This window comes from Saccharopolyspora erythraea NRRL 2338 (genome assembly GCF_000062885.1).
Classification (GTDB): domain Bacteria; phylum Actinomycetota; class Actinomycetes; order Mycobacteriales; family Pseudonocardiaceae; genus Saccharopolyspora_D; species Saccharopolyspora_D erythraea.
The window spans coordinates 7382811-7401912 of the sequence record NC_009142.1 but is presented as its reverse complement, the minus strand read 5'-3'; the positions used below and the strand labels follow the sequence as shown (position 1 = coordinate 7401912).

At 71.0% G+C, this 19102-nt stretch carries 17 protein-coding genes and 1 pseudogene; 12 read left to right on the top strand and 6 right to left on the bottom strand.

What is annotated here, in order from left to right:
* Positions 1-750: 750 nt before the first annotated feature.
* From SACE_RS38085 to SACE_RS31740, 7 genes and pseudogenes are all read left to right on the top strand, one after another.
* Positions 751-1956: a hypothetical protein gene (locus tag SACE_RS38085; protein WP_011875095.1), complete on the top strand. Its 1206-nt coding sequence runs from the start codon at positions 751-753 to the stop codon at positions 1954-1956.
* Positions 1957-2097: 141 nt separating this feature from the next.
* Entirely contained in the window at positions 2098-2895 is a 798-nt protein-coding gene (locus tag SACE_RS31760) for an exodeoxyribonuclease III (RefSeq protein ID WP_009945002.1), read from the top strand.
* 169 nt (positions 2896-3064) lie between these two features.
* Complete coding sequence (locus tag SACE_RS31755) at positions 3065-3373, top strand: nucleotidyltransferase family protein (protein ID WP_009945003.1); 309 nt, start codon at positions 3065-3067, stop codon at positions 3371-3373.
* A 93-nt stretch (positions 3374-3466) separates the two neighbouring features.
* On the top strand, positions 3467-3700 hold the full coding sequence (locus tag SACE_RS31750) for a HepT-like ribonuclease domain-containing protein (RefSeq protein WP_009945004.1): 234 nt from the start codon (positions 3467-3469) through the stop codon (positions 3698-3700).
* A gap of 47 nt (positions 3701-3747) precedes the next feature.
* A pseudogene (locus SACE_RS39600) lies at positions 3748-3883 on the top strand (exodeoxyribonuclease III); the annotation flags it as partial.
* A 608-nt stretch (positions 3884-4491) separates the two neighbouring features.
* Positions 4492-4989 carry a peptidoglycan-binding domain-containing protein gene (locus SACE_RS31745; protein ID WP_044547681.1) on the top strand — a complete coding sequence of 166 codons (498 nt, stop codon included), beginning with the start codon at positions 4492-4494 and terminating at the stop codon, positions 4987-4989.
* Positions 4990-5614: 625 nt separating this feature from the next.
* Positions 5615-6028, top strand: coding sequence for a VOC family protein (locus tag SACE_RS31740; protein ID WP_009945006.1), 414 nt, complete (start codon positions 5615-5617; stop codon positions 6026-6028).
* Positions 6029-6276: 248 nt separating this feature from the next.
* On the opposite strand, the gene SACE_RS31735 is transcribed toward SACE_RS31740, so the two are convergent.
* Positions 6277-6861, bottom strand: a complete 585-nt coding sequence (locus tag SACE_RS31735; RefSeq protein WP_009945008.1) for a dihydrofolate reductase family protein — start codon at positions 6859-6861, stop codon at positions 6277-6279.
* Positions 6862-6947: 86 nt separating this feature from the next.
* On the opposite strand from SACE_RS31735, the gene SACE_RS31730 reads away from it, so the two are divergent.
* Positions 6948-7556 (top strand): TetR/AcrR family transcriptional regulator, encoded by a 609-nt coding sequence (locus SACE_RS31730; protein WP_009945009.1) that lies wholly within the window; start codon positions 6948-6950, stop codon positions 7554-7556.
* 133 nt (positions 7557-7689) lie between these two features.
* Here SACE_RS31730 and SACE_RS31725 read toward each other — a convergent pair whose 3' ends face one another.
* Positions 7690-9159 (bottom strand): S8 family peptidase, encoded by a 1470-nt coding sequence (locus SACE_RS31725; RefSeq protein ID WP_009945010.1) that lies wholly within the window; start codon positions 9157-9159, stop codon positions 7690-7692.
* 258 nt (positions 9160-9417) lie between these two features.
* On the opposite strand from SACE_RS31725, the gene SACE_RS31720 reads away from it, so the two are divergent.
* The 4 genes from SACE_RS31720 (at position 9418) to yhjD (ending at position 14996) form a co-directional block, all read left to right on the top strand.
* Positions 9418-11964 (top strand): bifunctional FO biosynthesis protein CofGH, encoded by a 2547-nt coding sequence (locus SACE_RS31720; RefSeq protein WP_009945011.1) that lies wholly within the window; start codon positions 9418-9420, stop codon positions 11962-11964.
* Between the two features lie 257 nt (positions 11965-12221).
* The gene (locus SACE_RS31715) at positions 12222-12467 is read left to right on the top strand and encodes a hypothetical protein (protein ID WP_231849861.1); all 246 of its coding nucleotides are present in this window, start codon (positions 12222-12224) and stop codon (positions 12465-12467) included.
* 379 nt (positions 12468-12846) lie between these two features.
* Positions 12847-13887, top strand: coding sequence for a tryptophan--tRNA ligase (trpS, locus tag SACE_RS31710; protein WP_009945014.1), 1041 nt, complete (start codon positions 12847-12849; stop codon positions 13885-13887).
* Between the two features lie 92 nt (positions 13888-13979).
* Positions 13980-14996 carry an inner membrane protein YhjD gene (gene yhjD, locus SACE_RS31705; protein ID WP_009945015.1) on the top strand — a complete coding sequence of 339 codons (1017 nt, stop codon included), beginning with the start codon at positions 13980-13982 and terminating at the stop codon, positions 14994-14996.
* 18 nt (positions 14997-15014) lie between these two features.
* Here yhjD and SACE_RS31700 read toward each other — a convergent pair whose 3' ends face one another.
* The 4 genes from SACE_RS31700 to SACE_RS31685 form a co-directional block, all read right to left on the bottom strand.
* Positions 15015-15509 (bottom strand): NUDIX domain-containing protein, encoded by a 495-nt coding sequence (locus SACE_RS31700; RefSeq protein WP_009945016.1) that lies wholly within the window; start codon positions 15507-15509, stop codon positions 15015-15017.
* A gap of 20 nt (positions 15510-15529) precedes the next feature.
* Positions 15530-16171: a TetR/AcrR family transcriptional regulator gene (locus tag SACE_RS31695; protein ID WP_009945018.1), complete on the bottom strand. Its 642-nt coding sequence runs from the start codon at positions 16169-16171 to the stop codon at positions 15530-15532.
* Complete coding sequence (locus SACE_RS31690; protein WP_009945019.1) at positions 16168-17643, bottom strand: FAD-dependent monooxygenase; 1476 nt, start codon at positions 17641-17643, stop codon at positions 16168-16170. Before SACE_RS31690 ends, SACE_RS31695 begins: the two co-directional genes overlap by 4 nt.
* A gap of 91 nt (positions 17644-17734) precedes the next feature.
* The gene (locus tag SACE_RS31685) at positions 17735-19027 is read right to left on the bottom strand and encodes a D-alanyl-D-alanine carboxypeptidase family protein (protein ID WP_011875091.1); all 1293 of its coding nucleotides are present in this window, start codon (positions 19025-19027) and stop codon (positions 17735-17737) included.
* Between the last annotated feature and the right edge of the window lie 75 nt (positions 19028-19102).

The window sequence follows — 19102 nt, the reverse complement described above, 5'->3', positions numbered from 1 at the left end:
GGCATGGGGATAAGAGGGGATCTGGGGGCCACGACTCCGCGCGAGCCGGACGACGATCTGCCGGCCGACGCCGGACCACGGGACTCGCGTCCGCCGGAGGCAGGCGCGCATGAGGAGCGGTCGGCGGAGACGGGGGCGCCGGACGGCTGGTCGGCGGACGCCGAGCGGTCGGGTGGGCGATCGGCCGCGCCCCTCCGGTGGTGGCCGACGCTGCTGGGGGAGCAGGAGGTCCGCCGCCCGGCGGGCACGGGATGGGCGACAGAGCGAGGCGACCTCTGCGCACCGGACAACGACCGTGCCGATGCCTCCGGCGACAGCCCCGGTTCGCAGGACACCGCCACCTCGCCGGACGGCACTCGTCCGGGCGATGTCCCCGGCCCGGTCGACGGCGTCGGTCCGGTTGTGGGCCTGACGTCGGTCGAGGACACCGGCCCGGATGCAGGCCTGAAGTCGGTTGAAGACACGGGCCCGGTCGACGGCGTCCGCCCGGTTGTGGGCCTGAGGTCTGTTGAGGACACGGGTCCGGTCGACGGCGTGCGCCCGGTTGGGGGCCTCAGTGCGGTTGAGGACACGGGCCCGGTCGACGGGGGCCACCCGGTTGCGGGCCTCAGGCCGGTCGACGGCGTTGACCCGGCCGCCGGCTCCAACCGGGCCGACAGCCCGGACCGGGACGCCGGCTCGAACCCAGCCGTCGGCCTCCCCCCAACCGCCGGTTCGCACCCCGCCGCGGTCACTGGCCGCTTCCCGGGGGTGAGCAGGCTCGCCGATCGGGAAACCCGCTTCAGCGAGTACGAGATCCGGCTCTGCCAACGGGTTTCGCGCAAGCTCGGCCACTCCGCGGAGCAGGTGGAAGCCCTGGTCACCGACCTCGACGGCCGCCACGCGCGACTGTTCGCCGAGCTGCGCGCCGGCGGCACCCGGCTCGACCTGGAGTCGCTGGTCCGCGAGATCGACGAGCTCGCGTCGATGCGCGTGCTCGGCCTGCCGACCGAGCTGCTGGCGCGGATCCAGGGCGGTGCGGAGCGGACGAACCTGGAGATCCTGATCCGCGAGGTGGACCGGCAGATCGCGGTCCAGGCCCTGTGCCTGCCGGTGGAGCTGTTCGACGACTGCCCGAGCGACCTGATCGACGCGTGGTGCACGCACGGCGCGGCCTGCACCCCCGACGAGCTGCTGGCGATGCCGCGCGCGGTGCGCCTGACGCTGCTCGCCGCGCTGTGCGCGGTGCGTCGCAGGGAGACCGCGGACATGCTGGTGGCCGTGCTGATCGGGCTCGTCCACCAGCTCCACGCGAGGATCGAGGCCCGGTTCGAGCAGTCGCTGCCCCAGGACCCGTGGCTGGAACGCGAGCGGCACGCGCTGCTGCCGAAGCTGCTCGGCGCGGCGCTGGACCGTCCCGACGAGCCGGTGCGCTCGGTGCTGTACCCGCTGGTGAGCGAGAAGACGATGCGCGAGCTGGTGAAGGACGCCGCCACGCGGGAGGCGATGCACGTCCGCCGCAAGCGCGCGGTGCTGCGCAGCACGTACTCCTCGCCGTACCAGCAGGTGCTGGCGCTGCTGCTGACGGCGCTGGAGTTCCGCTGCACCGACCCGGCCTGCTGGCCGGTGATGGCGGCGCTGGGCGAGCTCGTCGACGACTGCATGGTGTGCTGGGGCAAGGGACGGTACTACGACGCCGGCCAGTCCCTGCCGGTCGACGGCGTCGTTCCGGAGTCGTGGCGGCCTGCCGTGTTCGACGCCGAGGGCAGGATCGAGCGGGTGCCGTACGGGCTGTGCGTGCTGCTGTCGCTGCGGGACATGCTCAGCCGCAGGCGCGTTCACATCGCCGGGGCGGGCAGGTGGGGCAGGCCACCGGAGACGCGGGAGCCCGAACCGGTCGGCGCCACGCCGACCTACCACGGTCTGCGGCCCGTGCGCGGCGACGTGATCGACTGGCCGTCCGGCGCCGACGAATGAGGACACGACTCCGACGCGATGTTCGCCGGCCGGGTGCCTTTCCGCCTTTTGATGGTCGGGTTTTCCCGCCCCAAGATCGTCGGGCGGCTCGCGTATGCTTCGGCGCTGGCCCGGAATGGAAGCTGGAAGTAGGTTCACCCCGTGCTCACCGTCTCGACCGTGAACGTGAACGGCCTGCGCGCTGCCGCGAAGAAGGGCTTCGTGGAGTGGCTGGCCGCGACCGGGTCCGACGTGGTCTGCATGCAGGAGACCCGCGCCGAGCCCGACCAGCTGCCGGCGGCGGTGCGTTCGCCGGAGGGCTGGCACACGCAGCTCGCGCCGTCGGCCGACAAGGGCCGCAGCGGTGTGGCGATCTACAGCCGCCGCGAGCCGGACGAGGTCCGCGTGGGTTTCGGGTCGGCGGAGTTCGACGAGAGCGGCCGCTACGTCGAGGCCACCTTCGGTGACGTGGTCGTGGCCAGCCTCTACCTCCCCAGCGGCGATGTCGGCACCCCGCGCCAGGACGAGAAGGAACGCTTCATGAAGGAGTTCCTGGTGCACCTGACCGACCTGCGGGCGCGCGCCGAGGCGGCGGGCAAGCAGGCCCTGGTCTGCGGCGACTGGAACATCGCCCACCGCGAGATCGACCTGAAGAACTGGAAGGGCAACCAGAAGTCGGCCGGTTTCCTCCCCGAGGAGCGGGCCTGGCTGACCCAGGTCTTCGACGAGGTCGGCTACGTCGACGTCGTGCGCCGCCTGCACCCGGAGGGCCCCGGTCCCTACTCCTGGTGGTCCTACCGCGGCAAGGCCTTCGACAACGACTCCGGCTGGCGCATCGACTACCTCGCAGCGACCCCCGCCCTGGCCGAGCGGTGCACGGACGCGTTCGTGGAGCGGGCGCCGAGCTACGACAAGCGCTGGTCGGACCACGCCCCGGTGACGGCGGTCTTCGACTTCTGAACTGGCCGATGCACCACCCTGCCGGTTCAGGGTGCGATGCGCCGGCAACCGCCGTGTTCGATCGTTGGTGAGGCAGGTTCACCTGGTGCGACGGTCGCTGGAGCGACTGTTCCCCGTAAGGTGACCTACCTGCCCTGGTCGGGCATAATCGAACCGGGAGGTGACGTAGATGCACGAGCTGATCGAAGCGAAGCGCCGCGAGATCGAAGAGCTATGCCGCGTGCTCTCGGTGCGTCGCCTCGACGTGTTCGGGTCGGGGCTGGGGGAGTCATTCGACGTCGAGTCCAGTGACGTCGATGTGCTGGTCGAGTTCGACGTCGGCCCGGGATTCGATCACTTCGGTACCTTCTTCGACCTGAAGGAGGGGCTGGAGCGGATCCTCGGGCGTCCGGTCGACCTCGTGAGCGCCACCAGCATCCGAAACCACTATTTCAAGCAGCAGGTGTTGGACACCAGGGAACTGCTCTATGCGGCGTGACGCTCGGGCATACCTCTGGGATGCGCTTCAGGCATCGGAGCTGCTGAGGGACTTCAGCAATGGTGAGAACTTCGCCGGTTATCAGCAAACGCCATGCTGCGCTCTGCTGTCGAGCGCCAGTTCGAGATCATCGGCGAGGCGCTGAACCAGTTGTCCAAAGTGGATAGCGAGCTTGCCGCGCAAGTGCCGGATCTCGCCCGTATCGTGGCTTTTCGCAACATCCTCATCCACGGGTACGCGACAGTCGACGATGCCCTGGTTTGGCAGGTCCTCACCGAGAGGCTTCCCCGGTTGGCCGATGTCCTGCGGCAGTTGTTGGAGCCGTAGTCTTTGGACGTCCGGTCGACCTGCCGAGTGATATCAACAAGATCAAGGGCCGGCGCATCGACTACCTCGCAGCGACCCCCGCCCTGGCCGAGCGGTGCCCGGACGCCTGACGCCGAGCGGGCGCCGAGCTACGACAAGCGCTGGTCGGACCATGCGCCTGTGACGGCGGTCTTCGACTTCTGATGCGCGGCGGTGTTACGGCCGACCCGTAACACCGCCGCCTCCCTCGTTACGGACTTCGGGCCGTAACAAGCTTCCCTGCGCGTTGCGGTGTCCGGCCGTCCTGGACCCGGACTTCAAGCAGGGCTGCGGCAGCCCGATCCAGGAGCGCCGTGATCACACTCCGCATGTGCCCACTTCCGGCGCGCAGCACCCATTACCAGGGCGAGGGCGCTCTTCCCCTCCGTCTGCCGGGGTTGACCATGCATCCGCCCGTGCCCCGCTGCGTCCCCCGGCCCGTGCGCCGCGCTGTGCCGTAAAGCGCTCCACGCCGCCGTCCCCATGCCGCGTGGTCGGTTGGCGGCGCGGCCCCTCTTGTGGCCGTCGTCGCCTCTTCCCGAACGCCAGCACCGGCAGCGGGCACGCCGCGACGGCTCGCGGCCGCTCGGCGCACGCTTCCCACCCCGGTGTTCACGTCGCTTGAGCACCACAGGGACTAGATCCTCAGTGAACCCGAACTGGATCGGCATTGGGGCCAACTATCTATTGTTTTGCGGATTGCGGGAGGCGCTAATGGGTGGCGGCAGGGCGCAGAATAGCGGTCAAGCTGCAGGAATCACGTAGGAGATATCATGTCGAATCCAGGACAACCGTCGATTAAGAACGGCGACACCGGCGAAGCGGTGAAAAGGCTTCAGCGGGCATTGAACCGTGCGCCTGACGTGCCCGGGCTCATGGTGCTTCAGGTCGACGGGATCTTCGGCCCGCTCACCGAGGGCCGTGTCAGGGAGTTTCAGCAGCTGATCAAGAGTCTCATCGTGGACGGTATTGTCGGACCTCTGTCCTGGCAGGCGCTGCCGAGCGGTAGCGCGATGCCAGTGCTTCAGGAGGGCTCGACAGGGGGTGTCGTCTGGGACCTGCAGCGCACGCTGAACACCCTCATCGTTGCTGGGCTGGTGCAGGACGGGATTTTCGGGCCCCTCACCAAAGCGAAGGTGGTGCAATTCCAGCAGATCTCGTCAATCGCGCCGGACGGCATCGTCGGCGACCGCACCTGGCGCGCGAAGGCCGGGCTCATGATGCGTCCCACCCTGGAGCTCGTCGTCGGTCCGCAGTATGAGACTGCCTGATCACACGTTCTAGGGCGGCATGTGCGAACTCTGTGGGATTGGCGGGTGTCAAGCGGCACAGGTGAGTCGTGGGCGCGCGAGATCATCCGCGCGAGCCAAGCACCGACCCGTTAGCGGACTCGTGATCGAACACCCCAGCGCTACACCGAGTCATCCGGCCCCCACGCGGCTGGTGACGATGAGTGCATCCCTGACGACAGCGCCCAGTACCCGACCTCGTGCGGGAGGCCTGGGTCCTCCGGCGGAGGCGCACATGGGCAAGTGGCTCGTCCGGCAAGCGCTGAACCGCGAGCGGCAGAAGCACCAATGCGGAAATCCGCAAACAGCGCATTTCTACGCTGGAAGTGCGGCTTTCTGAAGAACTGACGCGGTGTCCGAGACACGGGCGCTACAGTGCCTCTTGGTACATCAGAGAGACAACGGTGCTTTGCCCAGCTGCCAGGTTGCGGTCATCGCTACCTGTCCGGCTGACTTCGAGCAAGTGACAGGGCAACAGACTCTATTTAATGCGTGAAACACCGAAATGGCCCAATCGGTCTGAATGGTGGCACCGTGTCTCGGCTGGGCGGCTCCAAGGTGCGGGTAGCCCGGGATCCCTTGTCATCGCGATCAGTAGTGTGTGTGCATGGCTGACAGTTCGCGGACCGCGCTCTTACCGATCCTGCACTACGACGACACGCGAGCGGCGTTGCGGTTTCTCACCGACGTCCTCGGCTTTCACGAGGCATTGGCGGCGTCGGACGAGGAGGGCGACGTCGTGCACGCTGAGCTGGTGTGGCCCGGCGGTGGCGCACTGGTCGTCGGCGGGACGAAGCACACCGACAGCGTCCACGGAGGGATGCGAGCGGGAAGCAGCGCGATCTACCTGGCCACCGACGATGTCGACGCCGTCCATGGCCGGGTGCGGGAGGCAGGTGGCGAGGTCGTCGAACCGCCCCATCACGCGAAGTTCGGCTCAGGCGCCGGCTCGTACACCTTCACGGTGCGGGATCCGGAGGGCAATCTCTGGACGTTCGGAACTTACCGCGGCGCCTTCTGACCGGCGCCACACGGATAGGCCCGCGTCCGGGGCCGCGTCGACCGCGGACACCTCGGTTGCGAAGACCGGCGATGACGGGGTGATGTCGTGACAACGTTTCCTTGATCTCGGCAATCGTGTCCGTAAGGTTCGAACGGAGGACGCTGCCCGGCCCCGAGCCGGAGCACCAGTCGACGGAGGTCTACCCGTAAGGAAGCCGGCTCCCCCAGCCGGGGCGGTTCCTCGCGGCACCGCCCCAGCCGCCGGAGTCACCGCCGTTCGTAGGTGAGGTGGAGGACGCCGGATTCGAAGGTCTGGCTCCTGGTCAGCCGGAACTGCGCGGGGTCGAAGTCGCCCTCGAACATCCGGATGCCGTTCCCGACGGTGACGGGGTGCAGCTTGATGACCAGTTCGTCGATCTCCGGGCGCAGGGCGGCCGCGAGGCTGCCCCCGCCCACGAGCCAGATGCCCTGCCCGGCCTCCCGCTTCAGCTCCCGGACCACCTCCACCGGATCGCTGGAGACGATCTCCACGCCGGGGTCCGGGCTTTCGGTCATGGTCCGGGTGAAGACGAGGTGGCGCAGGTGCGGGTAGGCGTTGGGGATGCCCGCGGCGAGCCCGCCCTCGTACGACACCCGCCCCTCCACCACTGTGTCGAAGTGCTTGTTGGGGGTGCTCGCGAGGCCGAGGGCTTCGCGCGCCTGCACCGGGACGATGTCCGGGTACTCGTCCAGGAGGGCCGCCATGTGATCGCCCTCCATGGTGAAGATCCCGGAGCCGGTGGGGTCGGTCGCGTCCGGCCCCGCGATGAAGCCGTCGAGGGTCGCGGCGACGAGATAGGTGAGCTTTCGCATGTGGTCCTCCTCCGGGCCAGTAACCACTTCAGTTGTAGTACTCTGCCTGTAGTGGTTGCAAGTCCGTTCTCCGCCGAGGAGGCGTCATGGTCCAGAACCCCGCGCGCCGGACCGCGCTGGTCGACGCGGCGATCGAGGTTCTCGCCCGCGACGGCGCCCGCGGCCTGACGTTCCGCGCGGTGGACGAGGAGGCGGGTGTGCCCAAGGGCACCGCGTCCAACTACTTCGCCAACCGCGACGACCTGCTCACGCAGGCGGGCAGGCACGTCCACCAGCGCATGGGACCCGACTTCGCCGAGCTCGCCGAGACGATGAAGGCGCCGCCGACGCGAGAGCTGGACTTCGAGCTGCTGCGCGCCACCATGCGCAGGCTCGAGGACGACCGCACCGGTTACCTCGCGCTGCTGGAACTGCGGCTGGAGGCCACCCGGAGACCGGAGCTGCGGGCGGCGCTCACCGAGACGATCCGCTCGAACCTGGCCGAGAACATCCGCTTCCACCTGGACTCCGGGCTGCCTGGGGACCGCTGGACCGTCGTGCTGCTCTACTTCGCGCTCACCGGGCTCGCCGTCGAGAAGCTCACCGTTCCGGACGTGCTGGCCGACTTCGACCCCGACGAACTGGTCGGCACGGTCATCGACCGCATCCTGCCGGCGGGACAGGGCGGAAACCCGGCGAAGCGAGACCGCGGCTGAGCCGCAAACGCGGCGCCTCCGGACCCTGCGTCGCGGCAGCCCCGGTGGGGCAAGAGCGAGAAGCGTGCGCCCCCCCGGGAATGAGGAAAGCCCCCGCCGGGCGGGGGCTTTCCGGTGTGGAACCGTCGCTGCGTCAGCGCACCGCGTCGAGCGCGTCGACCATGCCCGCGCCGTGGAAGCCGGCGCCTGTGCGGCCGCCCTCGCACACCGCGTCGGCCTTGCCGTCGCCGTTCGGGTCGTAGAAGTCCGGGCAGGTCAGGCGGTCCGCCTGCGCCTGCAGGACTCTGGTGACCTGCTTGGCGTTCCAGTCCGGGTGGGTGCTGCGCAGCAGCGCGACGACACCGGCCGCGTGCGGGCCCGACATCGAGGTGCCCTGCTTCCAGCCCCAGCCGCCGCCGGGCAGCGTGGACAGGATGCGGCCGTTGGCCGACGGCGTCTGCGGGATCTGGCGCGCGTCACCGCCGGGCGCGGTCACGTCGATCGAACCGAGGCCGTAGTTGGCGAAGTAGGACTTCTCCGACTTCACACCCACCGAGCTGACCGTCACCACGCCGTCGAGCTCGGCGGGCAGGATGCGGCACTCGTCGCCGGTCTGGCGCTCCTGCACCGGGCCGCCGTTGTTCGGGCTGTTCTGGTCGAGGATCGGCTTGGACAGGTCCCAGTTGCTGTTGCCCGCCGAGGCGACGGTGACGACGTCCTTGCGCGACGCGTAGGCGACCGCCCGGCGCACCGCCTCCGCCGCGGCCTTCTGGTCCGGGTCGCTGTCGCACCACAGGTACCAGGGGTCGACGAAGTAGGAGTTGTTGGTGACGTCGAAGCCGTGCTCGGCGGCCCAGACGAAACCGCACACCGCGTACTCGGGGTAGATGAAGCCGTCGTCGTCGATGACCCGCACCGAGGCGAGGGTGACGCCGGGGGCGACTCCCGCGACGCCGATGCCGTTGCGCGCGGCGGCGACGGTGCCCGCGACGTGCGTGCCGTGGTCCTGCTCGGCGTTCTCCGGGGCCCACGCGGCGGGGGACTGGTCCGGGATGCCCTGGTCGACGCAGCTCACCGAGCGGGAGACGTCGAGGTTGGGCTTGAGGTCGGGGTGCGCCGGGTCGATGCCGTAGTCGAGCACGCCGACGGTGACGTCCTTGTCGCCCTGGGAGAGCAGGTGCGCCTTGTCGGCCTTGATCAGCGGCAGGTCCCACTGCTCGGCTTCCAGCGGTTCGGCGTCGCCGGCCGCGGCGATCGACGCGGGAGCCGACAGCGTGCCCTCGGTGGGCTCGAGCATCGTGCTGTTCGCCGGCGGCAGCCATTCGACGAGGTTGCGGCTGGCTCCGGCCTGCTGGACTCCGGGACGACCGCGCACCGCGGCGGCGAAACCGGCGTCCGTCGAGGTCGCGACGAGCACGCCGATCTGCGGCCAGCTCTGCACGACGGTGCCGCCCGCCGCCCGGACCGACTTCTCGGTCCGGGCCAGGTTGCCGACCGGGCCGACGACCATGAAGTGCGCCGGGGCGGCGGTGGCCGCGGGCGCGGGGGCGGGGGCAGGTGCGGCACCTGCCGCGCCGGTGGGTACGAGCAGGGCGAGCGCGAACGCCGGTCCGGCGAAGCGCAAGGCGCGATGCTTACCAAGTTTGCGTGACACGCGGGTCCTCCCGAGACGCAGAATCACGACCGCTCAGTAGCGGTTCGTCGGGATTTTGCGCTTATTTGGGGAAGTCTGATAGGGCGAATCGGAGTAATTGAGTAGCCGTGCGTGATGTGTGCTGTGCGTCGCCGACGGCTGCGTGGGTACCCGCGCGGGACTTAGGGTCACGGGGTGGCCGATCTGCAACTCTCACCACCGCCGGAGCCCGTACCGAGCGCCTCGGCGATGCGCCGGGCGCTGCGCCGCGCCACCGACGGCGTGTCGCTCGACGTCACCGAAGCCGCCGTGCTGCTGCACGCGCGCGGCGACGACCTCGACGCGCTGCTGGCCGCGGCGGGCCGCGCCCGCGACGCGCACCTGCTGGCCGAGGGGCGCCAGGGGGTCGTCACCTACAGCCGCAACGTCTTCATCCCGCTCACCCGGCTGTGCCGGGACCGCTGCCACTACTGCACTTTCGCGACGGTGCCGCACCGGGTCGAGTCCGCCTACCTGGAGCGCGAGGAGGTCCTGGAGATCGCGCGGCGGGGCGCGGCGGCGGGGTGCAAGGAAGCGCTGTTCACCCTCGGCGACCGCCCGGAGGACCGCTGGCCCGCCGCCGCCGAGTGGCTGGACGCGCGCGGGTATTCCTCCACAGTGGACTACGTACGGTCCTGCGCCGTCGCGGTGCTGGAGGAGACCGGGCTGCTGCCGCACCTCAACCCGGGGGTGCTGAGCTGGTCGGAGCTGACCAGGCTCAAGCCGGTCGCCGCCAGCATGGGCATGATGCTGGAGACGACCTCCGAGCGGCTGTGGAGCGAGAAGGGCAACCCGCACTACGCCAGCCCGGACAAGGAGCCCGCGGTGCGGCTGCGGGTGCTTTCCGACGCCGGGCGCGTGGGCGTGCCGTTCACCAGCGGCATCCTGATCGGGATCGGTGAGACCAGGACCGAACGCGCCGAGTCGCTGATGGCGCTGCGCCGCAGCGCCCGCCAGTACGGGCACCTGCAGGAGATCATCGTCCAGAACTTCCGGGCCAAGCCCGACACCCGGATGCGCGGCATGCCCGACGCCGACCTGCAGGACCTGGCCGCGACCACCGCCGTCGCCCGGCTGCTGATGCCGTCGGACGTGAGCGTGCAGGCGCCCCCGAACCTCGTCGGCGACGAGCTGCTGCTGTTGCTGCGCGCCGGGATCGACGACTGGGGCGGGGTGTCGCCGGTGACGCCCGACCACGTCAACCCCGAACACCCGTGGCCGCACATCGACGACCTCGCCGCGCGCACCGCCGAGGGCGGTTTCGGCATGCGCGAGCGGCTGACCGCCTACCCGCGCTACGTGCGCGCGGGGCTGGCCGGGGACAGCACGCAGTGGATCGACCCGCGCATCGCGGGCCACGTCGCCGCGCTGTCCACACCGGACGGTCTGGCGTCGGAGGACGCCGTGCCGGTCGGCCGGGAGTGGCAGGAGCCCGACGGCGGATTCGAGTCGATCGGACGCACCGACCTGCACAGCAGCATCGACACGGTCGGTCGCACCGGCGACCGCCGCGGCGACTTCGACACCGTCTACGGCGACTGGGACGAGCTGCGCGCCCAGCTGCCGAGCGGAGCCGCGCCGCAACGGCTCGACTCCGAGGTCCGCGCCGGCCTGGACCTGGCCGGGTCCGACCCGGCGGCGCTGCTCGAGGAGCCACACACCGCCGCCGCGATGGCCCTGATGACCTGCGACGGAGCCGCGCTGGACACCCTGGCCGGCATCGCCGACGACCTGCGCCGCGAGGTCGTGGGCGACGACGTCACCTACGTGGTCAACCGCAACATCAACTTCTCCAACATCTGCTACGTCGGCTGCCGCTTCTGCGCGTTCGCGCAGCGCGAGCGCGACGCCGACGCATACCGGCTCTCGCCCCAGGAGGTCGCCGACCGCGCCGAGGAGGCGTGGCTCGCCGGGGCCACCGAGGTCTGCATGCAGGGCGGCATCGACCCGAAGCTGCCGGTCAGCGGGTACGCGGACCTGGTCCGGGCGGTGAAGCAGCGGGTGCCGGAGATGCACGTGCACGCCTTCAGCCCGATGGAGATCGTCAGCGCCTCGGCGAAGGCGGGCGTGAGCGTCGAGGAGTGGCTTTCCGAGCTGGCCGAGGCGGGCCTCGGCAGCATCCCCGGCACAGCCGCCGAGATCCTCGACGACGACGTGCGGTGGGTGCTGACCAAGGGCAAGCTGCCCGCCGCGGAGTGGATCGAGGTGATCAGCACCGCGCACCGGCTCGGCATCCCGTCCTCGTCGACGATGATGTACGGCCACGTCGACACCCCGGAGCACTGGCTCGGCCACCTGCGAACGCTGGCCGGCGTGCAGGACACCGCCGCGAGCAACGGTGCCGGCGGGTTCACCGAGTTCGTGCCGCTGCCGTTCGTGCACCGCAACGCGCCGATCTACCTCGCCGGTCTCGCCCGGCCGGGGCCGACCCGCCGCGACAACCGCGCGGTGCACGCGATGGCGCGGATCCTGCTGCACGGGCGCATCGACAACGTGCAGTGCTCGTGGGTGAAGCTCGGCGACGAGGGCACCTCGGAGGTGCTCACCGGGGGCGCCAACGACCTCGGCGGGACGCTGATGGAGGAGACGATCAGCCGGATGGCCGGGTCCGAGCACGGTTCGGCCCGCACGATCGAGGAGCTGCACGAGGCCGCCGCGCGGGTCGGCCGCCCGGCGCGGCAGCGCGGCACCACCTACGGGCGGGTCGGCCGGGTGCAGCTCGCCGTCACCGAGACGGGGGACGGGTCGCCCGGCTGAGTGTGCGTGAACTCATGACCGCGGATCCGGCCGTCGCGCGGGAGCCGCCGGATCCGCGTTCCGCACTGCGGTTGCCCTGCGGCGAACGGTGTTTCGCCGACCCGGTGCGAAGCCGCCCAGAACGGAAAATATGATCATTCCGTCGTGACAGGTTTACGCAACGCGACTTCGACGTTTACGTCTGGTCGGTACTGTCCGCCACCGAGCTGCAAATGCTTGTGACCCGTACGGGTTACCCGTCAAGGGAGGCAACGCTCGTGCGTAGCCGATTGGCATGCGTGTGCACCCGCGTGTCCGTGCTCAGCGCCGTGCTCGTCACGGGCCTGCTGGTGGCCGGGACGACCGCCAGTGCCGGCGCCAGGTCGACCGTGGTCGCGCAGCCCAGCCCCCTGGAGTCGTTCGGGCCGGTCGGTTCGGCCGCCGTGGTGCTCGGCGTCGTGGGCATGGTCGCGGGTGTGTTCCGGAAGAAGAAGATCCAGCCGGAGAACCAGCGCAAGAGCTGACTCGCGGCCGGCCGCCCGCGTGCCGAGGCGGTCCGGGGCAGCGGGCCGACGGCAGATACGCGCGGGAAGTGGCCGGACACTCCCTGTTGTCGGTACGCGCGAGAAGCGCGGGCACGCCCCTGTTGCCAGTACGCGCGGGAGGCGACTGGGCACTCCGTGTCTGCGGACCCGAGCCCGGTCGCCAGATCGGGAGCCGGAGCCGCTTCGCCGCCTGAGACCACGGCAGCTCGGAACGTCGTGCAGCTGACCGGTGGTCGCCCTTCCGGTTCCGCGGCAGCCTCGGCTCCCCGCCCCGCCGGGCGGCCTCGGCGCGGTTCGCGAAACACCGAGACCGGTGACCCGCTCCCGGTCGGCGGGGTGAGCTTGCGAGAATCAGGACGTGAGTGACGCGCCCGCAACCCAGAACGCCGAGACGTCCGCGGCCCGGCCGCGCGTGCTGTCCGGAATCCAGCCCACCGCCGACTCGTTCCACCTCGGCAACTACCTGGGTGCGCTGCGCGAGTGGGTCGTGATGCAGGAGACCCACGACGCCTTCTACTGCGTCGTCGACCTGCACGCCATCACCATGGGCCACGACCCGGAGCTGCTGCGCCGGCGGACCCGCCTGTCGGCGGCCCAGCTGCTCGCGCTGGGCATCGACCCGGAGCGCGCCACCCTGTTCGTGCAGAGCCACGTGCCCGAGCACACCCAGCTCAGCTGGGTCATGGAGTGCCTGACCGGCTTCGGAGAGGCCGGCCGGATGACCCAGTTCAAGGACAAGTCCGCGCGGCAGGAAGCCGACCACGTCAGCGTGGGGCTGTTCACCTACCCCGTGCTGCAGGCCGCCGACATCCTGATCTACCAGGCCGACGCGGTGCCGGTCGGCGAGGACCAGCGCCAGCACCTGGAGCTGACCCGCAACCTCGCGCAGCGGTTCAACTCGCGGTTCGGCGAGACCTTCACGGTGCCCGCCGCGCACATCCCCAAGGAGACCGCGAAGATCTTCGACCTGCAGGACCCGACGGTCAAGATGAGCAAGTCGGTGCCCGCGGGCGTCGTCGAGCTGCTGGAGGACCCGAAGCGCTCGGTCAAGAAGATCCGCTCGGCGGTCACCGACGCCGGCCGCGAGATCCAGTACGACCCGGAGAACAAGCCGGGTGTGAGCAACCTGCTGGTCATCTACTCCGCGCTCACCGGCCGCTCGATCGCAGACCTGGAGGCCGCCTACGAGGGCAAGGGCTACGGCGACCTGAAGAAGGAGCTCGGGCAGACCGTGCTGGAGTTCGTCACGCCGTTCCAGGAGAAGGTGCGCGGCTACCTCGACGACCCGGCCGAACTGGACAAGGTCCTGCGGCGCGGCGCCGAGCACGCCCGCGAGGTCGCCGCGGGCACGCTGAAGACGGTCTACGACCGGATCGGCTTCCTGCCACCGGCAGGCTGAACTGATCAACCGCCGGTAGCCTTCCGTTCGGGGCACGGTCACTGCGCCACGAGGACCAAGCCCGCGTCGGACGTGCCGGTGGAGGTGGATCCGTGGCCGAACGGACCAAGGCACCCGGGCTGCTCGCCCGGCTGCGGCAGCGGCACGAATGGCTGGACCGGCTGATCCGGGCCGCGAACCGCTACCAGAGCCAGTACGGCGACTACTACGCGGCGGCGATCACCTACTTCAGCGTGCTCGCCCTCGTCCCGCTGCTGATGATCGCGTTCGCGATCGCCGGTTTCGTGCTGGGCGGCAACCCGGACCTGCTCGCCCAGCTGCGGAACTCGATCACCACCGCGGTGCCGAACCCGGCCATGAGCCAGATGCTCAACAACGTCGTCGACCAGGCGATCGGCCAGGCGGGCGCGGTGGGGATCATCGGTCTTGTCGCGGCGCTGTACTCCGGTCTGAGCTGGATGACCAACCTGCGCGAGGCGCTGACCGCGCTCTGGACGCAGGAGCCCGAGCAGCAGCCGGTGCTGAGGAAGTACGTCTCCGACCTGCTCTCGCTCATCGGGCTCGGACTGGCGATGGGCATCTCGTTCGGCATCAGCGCCGTCGGCGGCGGCGTCGGCCGGATGCTGCTGGAGCTGGCCGGCATCGACGACACGCCGTTCGCCAGGGCCGGGCTGCAGGTGCTGGCCACCCTGCTGTCGCTGGCGGCGAGCTGGCTGGTGTTCCTGTGGATCCTGGCGCGGCTGCCGCGCAAGCCGGTGTCGCTGCGCAGCGCGGTCTGGGGGGCGCTGTTCGGGGCCGTCGGCTTCGAGATCCTCAAGCAGGTCGGGGTGTTCTACCTGAACAGCGTCACCGGCTCGCCGGCTGCCGCCGCGTTCGGGCCGATCCTGGGTCTGCTGGTGTTCTCCTACCTGACCTCGCGGTTCATCCTGTTCGTGACCGCGTGGACGGCGTCGGCGCCGGAGAACCAGGAGCGCGCCGTGCCGTCGCCGCCCGAGCCCGCCGTGATCCGGCCCGTGGTGCAGACGCGCGGCCGCACGGGTCCGGCGGCGACGGCGAGCCTGTTCGGCCTCGGCGTGCTCGCCGGTCTCGCCTGGCGCAGGCGCCGGTGACGGGTCTTCCGGGGCGCTCTATGGCAGCCCGGAAGACTCACGGGAGCGCAGCAGGCCGGTGAGCGGCTGGCGGACCTCCGCGGGATACAGGTCCAGCAGGTCGAACTCCTCGGAGCCCGCCCACACGAGTTCATAGCTGTTGTCGGGGCCGTGCGCCGCGGCCTCCGGGCCGGACAGCACGGGTGCGCCCTCGACGCCGGTCATGAGGAAGTACGACGCCGGGCGCCCGTTGTGGTGGCCGGTCCACAGCAGCCGCCCGGTCGTGGCCCGGAGCGATGTCTCCTCGGTCAGCTCCCGCAAGGCCGCCTCTTCGGCGGTCTCGCCCTCCTCGACGTGTCCGCCGGGCAGGATCGCGTAGCGGTGTCCGGGGCACCACGGCTGCGACCAGGCGATGTGCTCGCAGTTCCGGCAGGCTTCTCGGGACTCGCGCCTGACGTAGCGCTTCATGACCAGCACCCGTGGTCCGTCGACGACCACCGCGACCGCTCTGGGAATCCGCACGGACCAGATCATCCACGCAGCGTCCGCTCGGGTCATCCGCCCGCAGGGCGATCGGGCAGCAGCCCGGCCTGGCGGTGGACGGACTCCAGGTACCGTCGCGCACCCTCGGCGTCGAGGGGTTCCGGCTGGAGGAGCCGGAACATGACCGCTCCCACGACCATGTCGATGAGCACGTCCACGACGGTGTCCTCGGGCAGCACCCCCGTCGCCTTCGCGTGCTCCAGCAGCGCCCGGATCGCTTTCCGGCGCGGTACGACGTGGTGCTCCCAGTAGGCCGCCATCAGCGACGGATGGCGAGCGGCGGAGCCGAATACGCGCGCGATCATCGCGCGGACCCGAGGAGAGGACAGCGCCTGCGCCCACACCGGGAGCGCGCCCTCGATCTGTTCGCGCAGCGGAAGGTCCGCGCGCACCTCGAAACCCAGCGCCTCGCCGCGCACCGACTCGATCGCCTGCGCGATCAGCTCTTCCTTCGAGGACCAGCGGCGGTAGACGGTCAGCTTGCCGACCCCGGCGCGCTTGGCGACCTGCTCGATGCTGGTGCCTTCGACCCCGCCCTCGATGAAGAGGTCCATCGCGGCCCGCAGGATCGCCGCGTCCGCCTCGGGATCACGCGGCCGGCCGCGCGGGCGTGAACCGCCGCCGGCGCTGCCAGCGGCCCGCGGCGGGCTCATCGGGCCCTCCCGCGTTCGAGCGCGTTCTCCAGCCACCGCCCGAGCTCGGCCTGGTCGGTCCCGCGCCAGGCCAGGTGACCGTCGGGACGCACGAGCAGCGTGTCGCCGCTCCCGGTAGGGGTCAACGTGACCACCCGGTCGCCGAGCCACTTGCGCGCGACGGGCGCGTCTCCGACCACCGCCCAGCGCCCGCGCAGCTCGGTGTGCAGCCGAGTGCGTGTGCCATCCGCGCGCAGGCACTCGAAGTCGCGAACCCGGTCGCCGGAGCGCGGACGCGGACCGCGCACCGGAGCGGCGAGCGGTCCGCGCCGGTAGCTGATCCGCAGCTGCGACGCGGCGTCGGTGCCCATGCGCTGCACCACGGGCAGGTTGAGCAGCGGCGTCAGCACCCGGTCGCGCAGGAACCGGCCCGCGGCGCCCCCGCCGAGCAGGAGCTTGGTGTTGGCGGTGGTGCCGCGCAGCACGTAGGCCGCGACCGGCCGGCGCTCGGCTTCGTAGGTGTCCAGCAGCGCCTCGCCCGCCATGCCCCGGGCCACGAGGGCGAGCTTCCAGGCGAGGTTCTCCGCGTCGCCGACGCCGGTGTTCATGCCCTGACCGCCGAAGGGGCTGTGGATGTGCGCCGCGTCGCCGGCGAGGAGCACGCGTCCGCTGCGGTAGCGGTCGGCCAGGCGGCGGTGGATGCGGAACGCCGACGCCCACTTCGCGTCCGTGATCCGCACGTCGGTGAGCCCGGTGCGCTCGGGCAGCAGCCGCCGGAGGCGGTCAAGGATCTGCTGCTCGGTTAGCGCCTCGTCGGCGCGGGGTACGTCGCACATGATCCGCCACAGGTCGTCTCGGCCGGGCTCGCGCATCGGCATCGCGAACAGCAGGCCGTCCCGGTGGTACCAGCCGGCCGAGCCGCTGCGGTCGCGGTCCCAGTCGGCGTGCACGTCGGCGAGCAGCCACTGGTCGACCAGCGGTGCGCCCGGGAAGCCGATCCCGGCCAAGCGCCGGACGGCGCTGTGCGCGCCGTCGCAGCCCACGAGCCACTGCGCCCGGACCTGCTCACCGCCGCTCAGCTCCGCGGTGACGCCGGTGTCGTCCTGCGAGGCGGAGACCAGTTCCGAGCCCCACTCGACCTCGACGCCCAGCTCGCCGAGGCGCCGGCGCAGCTCGCCCTCGATCTCGGCTTGGGAGATGAACACCGCCGAGAGCCTGGCGCCCTCGACCTCGCCAAAGCGGACCTCCGCGATCTGGCGGCCCTCGAGGTGGATGGACAGCTGGAGAGCGCTGAGCCCGCGTTCGCGCAGGTCGCCCAGCGCGCCGAGCCGGTTCAGCACCTCGACGCCGCGCGCGTGCAGGATGTTGGCCCGCGACGTGGTGGCCGGTCCGCCAGCCTTGTCCACCACCCGCACCGCCACGTCGTGCTGCCGCAGCGCGCACGCGAGCGCCAGACCGGCCGGGCCGGCCCCGGTGATCAGCACCTCGGTCATCGCAACCCCCAATTTGTTTACGATACGGAGTCGTTAACAAATTGAACCACCGCGCACCGCCGAAATCCAGCAGTGCGAGGGGAAGGGAGGGTTACGGGTGGTCGGCCGGGACCTTCGCGCTTTCGCGCCGCGCGGCGGCGGCCCGCCGTGCCCGGCGCTGCCGCACACCCACCACGCCGAGCAAGGCCACGGCCGCGGCGGCCGCCAGCGTCAGCGGGCCCCCGACCGTGCCGAACGCCGGGTCGCGGTGCGGCGGCTCGACGTTCTGCACCGGGACGACCGGCGCGGTCTCGGTCGTCGGCTCCAGAGCGCCCTCCGCCACGAGCTCGCCGACCCGGCCGCGCAGCGTGAAGCCGTAGTCGAGCAGCCGCATGGTCTGCGACGACAGCCGGAGAGGCTGGTTCTCGCCGCGCAGCAGCACCGCGACGATTCGGCGCCCGTCGCGCTCGGCGGCGGCGATGAAGGTGTGCCTGGCGTCGTCGGTGAAGCCGGTCTTGCCGCCCAGAGCGCCGGCGTAGTTGAGCAGGACGGCGTTGTCGCTCCACACCTCCAGCGGCTGCCCCGGCGGGCCGGGCAGCACGGTGTGCTGGGTGTTGATCGCCCGCGCGAACTCCGGGCGCTGCATGGCGGCGCGGAAGACCAGGGCCAGGTCGTAGGCCGAGCTGCTCATGCCCGGCCCGTCCAGCCCGGACGGCGTCGCCGCGCGGGTGTCGAGCGCGCCGAGGTGGTGGGCCAGCTCGTTCATCCGGGCCGTCATCACCTCGGGGCCGCCGAGCTTCATCGCCAGCGCGTGCGCGGCGTCGTTGCCCGACTGCATCAGCAGTCCGGTCACCACCTGCTCGACGGTGTAGGTGACGCCGGGGTGCAGCCCGACGCGGCTGCCCTCCTGGTCGGCGTCGGCCTGGGTCGCCACCAGCGTGTCCGACATGTTCAGGTCGCGGATGGCCACCAGCGCGGTCAGGACCTTGATCGCCGACGCGGGCCGGTGCCGCGCGTGCGAGTCGCGTGCCGCGAGCACCTCACCGCTGGTGACGTCGGCGAGGATCCACGATGCCGCGCTCACCTCGGGCGGCGGTGCCGGGGCTCCCTCGGGCAGCACCGGGCCCGCGCACTCGCCGAGCCGGTCGCCGCCGACGGGCTTCTCCGGCACCGGCAACGGTTCCGGCGAGGCGACACCCGGTGGCGGCACCTCGGAGGTGTCGACGGGGGGCGGCGGAGCCGTCTCGTTGGAGCACGGCGGTGGGGGCGGCGGAGGTTGCGGAGCCGCCAGCGCGGGAGTCGGGCCGAGTGCGGTCGCAGCGAGCACGACCGCGGTAGCCGCGAGACGCAGCGCCGAGGTCGGATTCGTGCGGGGTGGACTGGCCGAGCGGGCTCTCACTGGCACACGTTGAAGGCTAACCAATATCGGTGCGTAGCGGCGGTCGGACGGAGTCGGCTACGCCCCGGTGGAGTGATGCCC

What these genes read in the sequence shown, in the direction of transcription:
- SACE_RS31755 (WP_009945003.1), top strand. Translation starts at nt 3,065, where the DNA reads ATGCACGAGCTGATCGAAGCGAAGCGCCGCGAGATCGAAGAGCTATGC.
- SACE_RS31690 (WP_009945019.1), bottom strand. Translation starts at nt 17,643, where the DNA reads ATGACCGAGGTGCTGATCACCGGGGCCGGCCCGGCCGGTCTGGCGCTC.
- SACE_RS31750 (WP_009945004.1), top strand. Translation starts at nt 3,467, where the DNA reads ATGCTGCGCTCTGCTGTCGAGCGCCAGTTCGAGATCATCGGCGAGGCG.
- SACE_RS31730 (WP_009945009.1), top strand. Translation starts at nt 6,948, where the DNA reads ATGGTCCAGAACCCCGCGCGCCGGACCGCGCTGGTCGACGCGGCGATC.
- SACE_RS31695 (WP_009945018.1), bottom strand. Translation starts at nt 16,171, where the DNA reads ATGAGCCCGCCGCGGGCCGCTGGCAGCGCCGGCGGCGGTTCACGCCCG.
- SACE_RS31735 (WP_009945008.1), bottom strand. Translation starts at nt 6,861, where the DNA reads ATGCGAAAGCTCACCTATCTCGTCGCCGCGACCCTCGACGGCTTCATC.
- SACE_RS31745 (WP_044547681.1), top strand. Translation starts at nt 4,492, where the DNA reads ATGTCGAATCCAGGACAACCGTCGATTAAGAACGGCGACACCGGCGAA.
- SACE_RS31740 (WP_009945006.1), top strand. Translation starts at nt 5,615, where the DNA reads ATGGCTGACAGTTCGCGGACCGCGCTCTTACCGATCCTGCACTACGAC.
- SACE_RS31700 (WP_009945016.1), bottom strand. Translation starts at nt 15,509, where the DNA reads ATGATCTGGTCCGTGCGGATTCCCAGAGCGGTCGCGGTGGTCGTCGAC.
- SACE_RS31720 (WP_009945011.1), top strand. Translation starts at nt 9,418, where the DNA reads ATGCGCCGGGCGCTGCGCCGCGCCACCGACGGCGTGTCGCTCGACGTC.